A 2255-nucleotide genomic window follows, 5' to 3' on the forward strand; every position below is an offset into this window, starting at 1 on the left:
CTGTAAGCGTCAAATAAAATAGCGTACTTAAAAACCGTCCCGGTTATTGTTATACTGGGACGGTTATTTAGGTTCTTTTATTTACAATTGTCTTGGACATTTTCTTGCCACGGCAAATAAGCTTCAAGGGATTCCGAATTCAAAATCTCTTCATTCGGCAGTTTCTGAAGCAAATAATTCAAGTATTTTTCAGGATCAAGTCCATTTCTTTTGGCAGTTTCAATTAGGCTCAGAATAATGCCGCTAGCGGTGGCGCCTTTAAAGCTTTGAGAGAATAGCCAATTCTTTCGACCCATGACGAGTGATTTAACAGCTCGTTCGGCCTTATTGTTGGATAATTCTAAATTGCCATCAAGCAAGACATGCTCAAAAGTAGCTTGATGCTTAAGGGTATAATTAATGGCTTTTCCCAATTTAGAACCTGGCAAAACGGTGGTCTTATTTTTCTTGCACCAGTTAAAGAACTCTTGCATCAGGGGCTTGAGTTTTTCTTGCCTTATCTGGTAACGTTCTTGTTTGCTTAAATTCTCCCAGGCTTTTTCTAAGTAAAACATGCGGCTGCAGTAATTAAGTCCTTCTTTGGCAAGGGACTTTTCAGAAGCCGCTTGCGGCACGGCTTCATGAAACTTTCTTCTAACATGGGCCCAGCAGCCAACTAAAGTTGCTTCAGGCAATTGCTCATAAGCTTGCCACATATCGCAGTGCAAATAACCGGGATAGTTGCCTAAGAAGTTTAAAGCAGCTTTTCCACTACGGGAAGGATTATGATGATACAGCGTAATCCCATATTGATCATGTTTGCCTGAAAGGAAGACCCAGTAGTAGGTCTTAACTGTTTCACTTTCCAAGACAGTATAGTAGGTTTCATCGGCATGTAAAATTGGTCGCCTTAACAGCTTTTGCTTAAGCAGATCATACACTGGTTTAAAGTAGTATTCGCTGCTCTTCAAATCCCAATAATTTAACAGCTGTCTGGAAACTTCTAGTCCCATCTTCTTCCAGTCGCTTTCTTGGCGATAGTCTGGCACCTTCATTTCATATTTTTGATAAAGTGAATGAGCGATGAGTGAAGCTGAACCTAGACCATGGTTTAGGGGAGCTTTAGGTACTGCGGCTTTAATGATCTTGTCGCTAAAATTTCTTTGGCTGCAGTACTTACATTTGTAAGCATGTTGGATATGATTTAGCCTTTTAAGCTGAGCTGGGATAAATAATAATTCTTGGCGAACTGACTGCTTGCCTATCTCAACCAGTTCATGATGGCAATCAGGACAATATTTATCGTCTAATTCATGATGAACTTCTTCGGCCGGAAAGGCTGCTAGTAAATCCGCGCGCTTGCGGTTGTGAGTTTTTCTTTTATAAGTAATAGTCTGAACGGCGGCGTCGGGGACGTTCTCCGTCATCTTGAGCATCAGGTTCATCAAAGAGACTTGTTTGTCTATTTAAAGGCATTTGTTCTGAAGACTTGCCGTAACGTTTCTGCGTTAAGTAAGCTACTTGTTCACGGAGGAGCTTAATTTCATCGGTTAGATTTTGAATTGTAGTTGCCTGTTGGGCAATAATCTTTTCTAAAGTTTCTTGAGACATAATTTAAACTTCCTCCTAAATTTGTTAGTTAAAAGAATATCAAAAAAGCGCGCGATGTCAAGTGTTAGTAGAATTCGCGCGCTTTCGTGTTCTTTATTTTTGGACTAATTGAGAAGCCCTTCATTAACCAATCAACCTGTTCAGAAGATAAAGCTTGAACTTCATTTTGATTCCTGGGCCAGTTCATTTTTCCATTTTCAAATCTTTTATAGAGCAGCCAGAAGCCTTGTCCGTCCCAATAAAGGGCTTTGAAGCGGTCCTTGCTTCTGCCGCAGAAGAGAAAAACTTTGCCACTAAACGGGTCAAGCTCAAACTGCTCTTTGATTAAGACTGCTAGGCCATCAATGCCTTTACGCAGGTCAGTTTTGCCACAGACGATATAGACTTGACCCAAGTCACTGAGCCTAATCATGGCAAGACTTTCTCAAGAAGTTTATTCATAATTTCAGGATCTAAACTACTGTAAAAGCTCAGTTCTAAATCATCCTTCTTTAAGCTAAGCAACAGATTATTGCGTGGTGGGCGGGCCTTCTTGGTTTTAGTCGAGTTTCTAAGTGCCACAATTTGTTGTTTTTCAATCATATTCTTAACCTCCATCAATTTGATGAGTTTAGAATACCTGAAAAATAAGGACTAAAAAAGACACTCGGTTATCTGACGCTTAC

General features: G+C 40.2%; 4 protein-coding genes. All 4 read right to left on the minus strand.

Features of this window, described 5'->3' with window-relative positions; all coding sequences use genetic code 11:
• Nucleotides 1-77: 77 nt before the first annotated feature.
• Nucleotides 78-1406 carry an IS66-like element short variant transposase gene (locus JCM6256_RS09095; RefSeq protein WP_025081364.1) on the minus strand — a complete coding sequence of 443 codons (1329 nt, stop codon included), beginning with the start codon at nucleotides 1404-1406 and terminating at the stop codon, nucleotides 78-80.
• The gene (locus JCM6256_RS09100) at nucleotides 1360-1590 is read right to left on the minus strand and encodes an IS66 family transposase (RefSeq protein WP_025081365.1); all 231 of its coding nucleotides are present in this window, start codon (nucleotides 1588-1590) and stop codon (nucleotides 1360-1362) included. The genes JCM6256_RS09095 and JCM6256_RS09100 overlap by 47 nt, the downstream gene beginning before the upstream one ends.
• A 64-nt stretch (nucleotides 1591-1654) precedes the next feature.
• Nucleotides 1655-2002, minus strand: a complete 348-nt coding sequence (gene tnpB, locus JCM6256_RS09105) for an IS66 family insertion sequence element accessory protein TnpB (protein WP_025081366.1) — start codon at nucleotides 2000-2002, stop codon at nucleotides 1655-1657.
• Complete coding sequence (locus JCM6256_RS10720; RefSeq protein WP_169787498.1) at nucleotides 1999-2172, minus strand: hypothetical protein; 174 nt, start codon at nucleotides 2170-2172, stop codon at nucleotides 1999-2001. The genes tnpB and JCM6256_RS10720 overlap by 4 nt, the downstream gene beginning before the upstream one ends.
• Between the last annotated feature and the right edge of the window lie 83 nt (nucleotides 2173-2255).

Source organism: Lactobacillus hamsteri DSM 5661 = JCM 6256 (assembly GCF_000615445.1).
Lineage (GTDB): Bacteria > Bacillota > Bacilli > Lactobacillales > Lactobacillaceae > Lactobacillus > Lactobacillus hamsteri.